The organism is Halorubrum tibetense, assembly GCF_042661865.1.
Taxonomy (GTDB): domain Archaea; phylum Halobacteriota; class Halobacteria; order Halobacteriales; family Haloferacaceae; genus Halorubrum; species Halorubrum tibetense.
Genome location: NZ_JBHSWW010000165.1, coordinates 1 through 5,529 on the forward strand (window position 1 = coordinate 1; position 5,529 = coordinate 5,529).

The window sequence follows — 5,529 nt, forward strand, 5'->3', positions numbered from 1 at the left end:
GGCGGTGACGACAGTGGTGGGTGCGACGGCGAAGGGGTCGCCGGCGGCGGTGGCGACGGCGACCGTCCCAGCCCCGGGACCGACGAACACTAACCCGGCGGCCGGCTACGACCGGGTAATGGAGGTCGAGTTCCTCGGCGGTGCCCGCGAGGTGGGTCGGAGCGCGGTGCTCGTCGACGACTCGTTGCTGCTCGATTACGGGCTGTTGACCGCGGACCCGCCGCAGTACCCGATCCGGGATCCGGAGCCCGACGCGGTCGTCGTCTCACACGGCCACCTCGACCACGTCGGTGCGGTGCCCGCGCTGTTGAAGGGGTCGCGTCGTCCCACGATCCACTGGACGCCGCCCACCGCGGACCTCGCACGGGTGCTGGCGCGCGACACGCTCACACTCCACGGGAACAGCCCGCTGTGTCCGTTCACCGACGAACACGTCGCTCGCCTCGGCGAGGTCGAGCAGCGGCACGGCTACGAGGAGCCGTTCGCGGTGCTTGGAGGCCCCGACGCCGGCGGCTACGAGGTGACGCTGTTCGACGCGGGCCACATCCCGGGCTCCGCACACGTCCTCGTCGACGACGGTGACACCCGGCTGTTGTACACCGGCGATTTCCACACCGACGACCAGCGGCTGGTGGCGGGGACGACCACGCGGCCCGACGCCGACGTCGTGATCTGCGAGTCGACGTACGCCGACGTGACACACGAGGAGCGGGCGGCGGTCGAGCAGCGGTGGGCCGAGCGCGTGCGGACGACGACCTGGGAGGGCGGCACCGTCGTCGCGCCCGTGTTCGCGATCGGTCGGACACAGGAGCTGATGCTCGTCTCCGGAGCGAACGACCTGACTCCGTACGTCGACGGGATGGGTCGCGAGGTGACACGGCTGGTACGGCGACACCCCGAGTTCCTGCGCGACCCGGAGGCGCTCCGGGACGCGGCGGGTGCGGCCCGGTTCGTGACCGGCCGGGACGGCCAGCGCGAGCGGATCGCCGCCGACAACGCGCTGATACTCACCACCTCGGGGATGTTGACGGGAGGGCCCGTACACGCGTACCTCCCCGAGATCCGTGGTGACCCGACGAACGCGGTCACCCTGACCGGGTATCAGGTCGAGGGAACGCCCGGCCGGGAGCTCCAGGAGCACGGGCGGCTGGCGATACGTGGCCAAGTCAGGCCGGTAAGCGCCCGCGTGGAGTCGTTCGACTTCTCCGCACACGCCGACCGCGAGGGACTGGAGTCGTTCTTGGACGCGTATCGCGACGGGCGGGTGCTCGTGAATCACGGGGACCGCTGTGTAGCGTTCGCCGAGGACCTGCGAGCGGACGGGTACGCGGCGAGCGCGCCCGAACTCGGCGAACGGATCGAGGTGTAGCGCTCTCCTCCCTCGCAGTTCAGCCGTCCTCGCTCTCATCGACGACGGACGTGTTCACCAGTTGTTCGGCGTCGAGCGGGAGCTCCGTCGTCTCGACGCCGTCGCCGGTCTTCGGAGCGTCGTACTCGCCCGCGTCCCATTGTGGATGGACGTACGCGACGTCCTGGTCGGGGAACTCGATGGCGACGATCTTCCAGTCGTTCGGGAGCTCACTCGGGGCGCGGCTCTGGACGACCTCGGGTCGGACCTTCTTCGCGGTGTCGAGCGGTTCGGCGTCGTCGAACACGACGGGCTCGATCGCGTCCGGCGTGTCGACCGGCGGGCTGTCGACGATCCACACGATAGCCGAGACGTTACCGTCGGAACCATCGGTGTGGACGTCGGCGTTCGCGGCGTTGTTGTACTGAACGCCGGTCACGGTTGGGCCGTCGGGGTCATCCGGGTCGTCGGGGAGACACGTCACCGTGTGGACGCGGTCGAGCGAGACGCTGACGCCCCCGCCGCTTCCGGTCGCTTCGAACTGGAGGTGGACCTCCTCCTCGACGGGACACGCGAGGGTAACGTCGACCGTCCCGTCCGTCGCGCTCGGGAGCTCGTCGGGCGTCTCGGCGTCGACGAGCGTCGTCTCGGTATCCGGATCGACGATCGAGACGTCGACGTGGAACTCGTCGAGGTCGTGTTCGAACTGGTTGTGATACGCGACGACCGCTGTTGACTCCCCGTCGTCGACCGCGTCGGTCAGCGTGTCGTAGCCGAGGGACGCCTCGTCGTCGGCGACGACGCTGGCGTCGATCCCGCGGTCGGCGCTCATCACCGTGAACCCGGCCGTACCGAACACCAGCCCGACCGCGGCGGTGAACGCGAGCAGGACGCTGAGGGTGCGTAACCTGCGCAGTTCGACGGTCGGCCGCCGGGTTCGGGTGCTCATGGCTGTCGACGGGACTCCGGCTTTTCAGCTCCGTCTCCGGAGCTCGGGCGGTTTCGCCTCGTTGCCGAGGCGTCTTCGTTCGCCGTAGTAGTAGTGAACGAGCGCGCTCACGGTGAAGGCGGTAACGGTGAACACGGCGATCCCGAGCGGTTCCATGGCTCCGAATCCGATGACGCCGGTTTCGACGGCGAGCAGGGAAACCCCGGCGAGTCCCGCGAGCCCGATGTAATACTGGCTCCACGGGATCTCACGACCTCGGAGCACCTCGATGTAGATGTCGAGGTCCCGGAGCGCCGGGGTCGGGCGGACGACGTCCGTCTCGTCGTCGACGGTGATGACGTTCGTTTCCTCGAGTTTCGGCAGGTGTGTGCGTCGAAGCGTGCTGTGGACGTTTCGTCGGTCCTCGTACTCCACCTCCGTCGGATCGATGTCGAGCTCCCACGCGGTGACGTACTCGGAGATGTCGGCCACGTCGAGCGGCTCTTCCTCCGTCTCCTCGGCGCGTTTGAGCGCGTGGATAGTGTAGCGGCGGCGGCGGTTCGAGAGGACCTCGAACACGTCGTCCTCGGAGAGATCGGCGCGTTCGTCGCCCCCTCCGGTCGGTTCTCCTCCGGCTGTCGTCGTGGTAGCGAGCATAGCGTGGTGACCCCCGTCGGTCGGCCGGCGCGTCCCGGCCTGGACCGACCCGTTCGTTCCGCACGTGTTAGCGAATCCACTATAAATGGGTTGGATAATTAAGACGTTAGATCCGGATGTCTGACACGTACCGGCACTGCTTACCGGTTTTCTGCCCCGGCTCGATGTCCGACCCGGCCGTTTCAGCCCCTCGTTGATGGTGTGTTACCGTAACACAATCGGTCGTTTGTACTACCGCGAGACGCGCTTGAAACGGGATATCACGTCTCGATGGTGGCTTGGACCGTGCTCGATGACGGATCGAGGATCGATCGTCGGATCTCTCGTCCTCCTCGTGATCGCCGAGAGGAGTTCATAACGATATGCCATCCGCCCCATGGATGTTCCAAGCGCTCCCGGCCCGGGACGTCCCGGGGTGCGGGGGTGCGAGAACACAGGTGAGATACACCATGGAACGACGCAAATTCGTGATCGGAATGGGCGCATTGGCATCAGGAGCAGCTGCGGCGATGGGTACGGGCGCGTTTAGCGCAGCACAGATCAACGACCGTGACGTCGACATCGCGGTCAACGCTGACGATTCAGCGCTGATCCAGCTCCATCCGGGTGAATACGGCGAACGCGTGTTTTACGAGGACGGACAACTCGAAATCAGCTTCGACGGTGACGGCGGATCCGGCATCAATCCCAACTCCGTGTACCAGGTTGGCGCCATCGGCGGCGAAGCCAAAGGAGCATTCGAAGACTTCGCTGCCGGCGGTGCTGAGATCCTTACGATGGACGACGTCCTGTACGGGGGCGAAGGTGAAGACGGCTCCGACACGACGACTCCCGATGATCCGGCCTTCGAAATCGTCAACGAAGACTCCCAAGCTCACAACATCGAGCTCTTCTACAGTGGATCTGCCCCAGACACAAATAATGCCGAACTCGCACTCGTCGCTGCGGGCGACTCCACCGGTGCATTCGTCGTTCCGGTTACCGGAACCGAACAGGACGCCGACCGGCTCGGTGCGTTCCCGCTAGGGAGCGGCGAAACGCTCGCAGTGTCACTGATCGTCAAGGCGGCTGACTTCGATCCGACCAAAGAGGATAACGAGTTCGACGGAGAACTCGTCCTCAACGCCGGCGATCAGATCGTTGACCAGGATGACTTCGACGTCACCGGTCCGGTGGACGACTGAGAACATTAAACCAGAGGAGTAGATCCCGGAGGTCCTCCCTTCGGCCGCTTCTCGGGGAGAATACATAATCATGAAACGACGAAAAATCGTGCTCGGTGCCGGAACCCTCGCCGTGAGCGCTGCTGCCGCTCTCGGAACGGGGGCTTTCAGTGCCGCACAAGTGAGCGGACGAGACGTCGACATCGCGGTGGTTAACGATGCTGATGCGCTCGTTGGTCTCGTTCCGAATCCTGAGGTAGGTGGTGTACACGATGATGACGGTGAGCTGGTAATCGACCTCGGTACGACGGGAATCAATCAGAATTCCGTCTACCAGTTCGGGCTCTTCGTAGATGACGACAGCGGGGACGCGATCGCGGGCCTCACACCGTTCCCTAAAAAGAGCAACGAGCCGTCATCGGTCGGCGATCAGTCGGGGGAGTTCGATTCCGCGTTCCTCATCACCAACCAGACGAACAACACCTACGATCTTACGATAGAGTACAGACTCGAAGAAGAAGACGTCGGCGAATCGGGCGAGTTCAATACTGAGTTCTGGTTCGAAGTGCATAACGACGGCGAGCAACTGGATCAGATACACGGTCCGACGCCAGATCCCGTTGCGGAGGAAATCACGCTTGGAAGCGGAGAAACTATCGGCGTCTCGTTCCTCCTCCACGCGCCGGACGAGACGTTAGGTGAGCGGATCGACGGTGATCTCGCGGTCGATGCCGTCGTTTCGGAATAACTCACCACCGAATATTGGTATTAAAATCGACGATGGATCGATATCGGAACGGTGTGATTGTACAGGGCCCTACTGTACCAGCCGAAACCGGATCGACCGCAGCAAACCCGTTCCATGATTCGATTTTTGACTTAGACTCGCAACCATCCTCTCTAAACCACCACGACGACCGCTCGATGTCGCATCAACGACCCATTACTTTCGACTCCCCAACAACTATGGGGACCACCATGCGACTTCCCCGTACGACGACGTTCCTCGTCGCCCTCGCCGCGGCGATCCTCCTGTTGACGGTGGTGTCGGCTACACCGGGCGTCGACGGTCCCGAAGCGTATCTGCCGTCGATCGGGTGGTTCGGGGCCGCGGAGCTGCTCGGGCTCCTCTCGCTTCTCGCGATCGTCGTCGTGACCGTCCTGCTGTTCACGCGAACGCCGCGTCGATGAGGGGTATATAAGAGACGTGCGAAACGGCGCGGGACGCCGTCGATCCGTACGCCGTCACGACTCCCGAGAAGCGGTGGTTTCGGTGATACGAGCGTCCGTGGACGAGCAGTCCGTGCTTATATACTACCCAGCCACGCGAGCGGCCCTCCCGACCGCGGCGCGGCTACTCGCCGCCGTCCGTGTACGCCCGGTCTCGAAGCACGCGATCCGCGGTCGCGTCCACGTCGGCCGGGAGCGGGTGT

At 64.4% G+C, this 5,529-nt stretch carries 6 protein-coding genes; 4 read left to right on the forward strand and 2 right to left on the reverse strand.

The window, feature by feature from the left end; genetic code table 11:
• The first annotated feature begins 118 nt into the window (after positions 1–118).
• A complete protein-coding gene (locus tag ACFQEU_RS10730) occupies positions 119–1,369 on the forward strand; it encodes an MBL fold metallo-hydrolase (RefSeq protein ID WP_379781977.1) in 1,251 nt (416 codons plus the stop codon).
• A 19-nt stretch (positions 1,370–1,388) separates the two neighbouring features.
• Here the strand turns inward: ACFQEU_RS10730 and ACFQEU_RS10735 are convergent, their stop codons facing one another.
• Positions 1,389–2,297 carry a hypothetical protein gene (locus ACFQEU_RS10735; protein WP_379781965.1) on the reverse strand — a complete coding sequence of 303 codons (909 nt, stop codon included), beginning with the start codon at positions 2,295–2,297 and terminating at the stop codon, positions 1,389–1,391.
• 24 nt (positions 2,298–2,321) lie between these two features.
• On the reverse strand, positions 2,322–2,933 hold the full coding sequence (locus tag ACFQEU_RS10740; protein ID WP_379781967.1) for a DUF7344 domain-containing protein: 612 nt from the start codon (positions 2,931–2,933) through the stop codon (positions 2,322–2,324).
• A 449-nt stretch (positions 2,934–3,382) separates the two neighbouring features.
• Here ACFQEU_RS10740 and ACFQEU_RS10745 point away from each other — a divergent pair, with 449 nt between their 5' ends.
• The 3 genes from ACFQEU_RS10745 (at position 3,383) to ACFQEU_RS10755 (ending at position 5,287) form a co-directional block, all read left to right on the forward strand.
• Entirely contained in the window at positions 3,383–4,117 is a 735-nt protein-coding gene (locus tag ACFQEU_RS10745) for a hypothetical protein (RefSeq protein WP_379781970.1), read from the forward strand.
• A gap of 88 nt (positions 4,118–4,205) precedes the next feature.
• Positions 4,206–4,844 carry a hypothetical protein gene (locus ACFQEU_RS10750; protein ID WP_379781973.1) on the forward strand — a complete coding sequence of 213 codons (639 nt, stop codon included), beginning with the start codon at positions 4,206–4,208 and terminating at the stop codon, positions 4,842–4,844.
• Between the two features lie 230 nt (positions 4,845–5,074).
• Entirely contained in the window at positions 5,075–5,287 is a 213-nt protein-coding gene (locus ACFQEU_RS10755; protein WP_379781975.1) for a hypothetical protein, read from the forward strand.
• Positions 5,288–5,529: the final 242 nt, after the last annotated feature.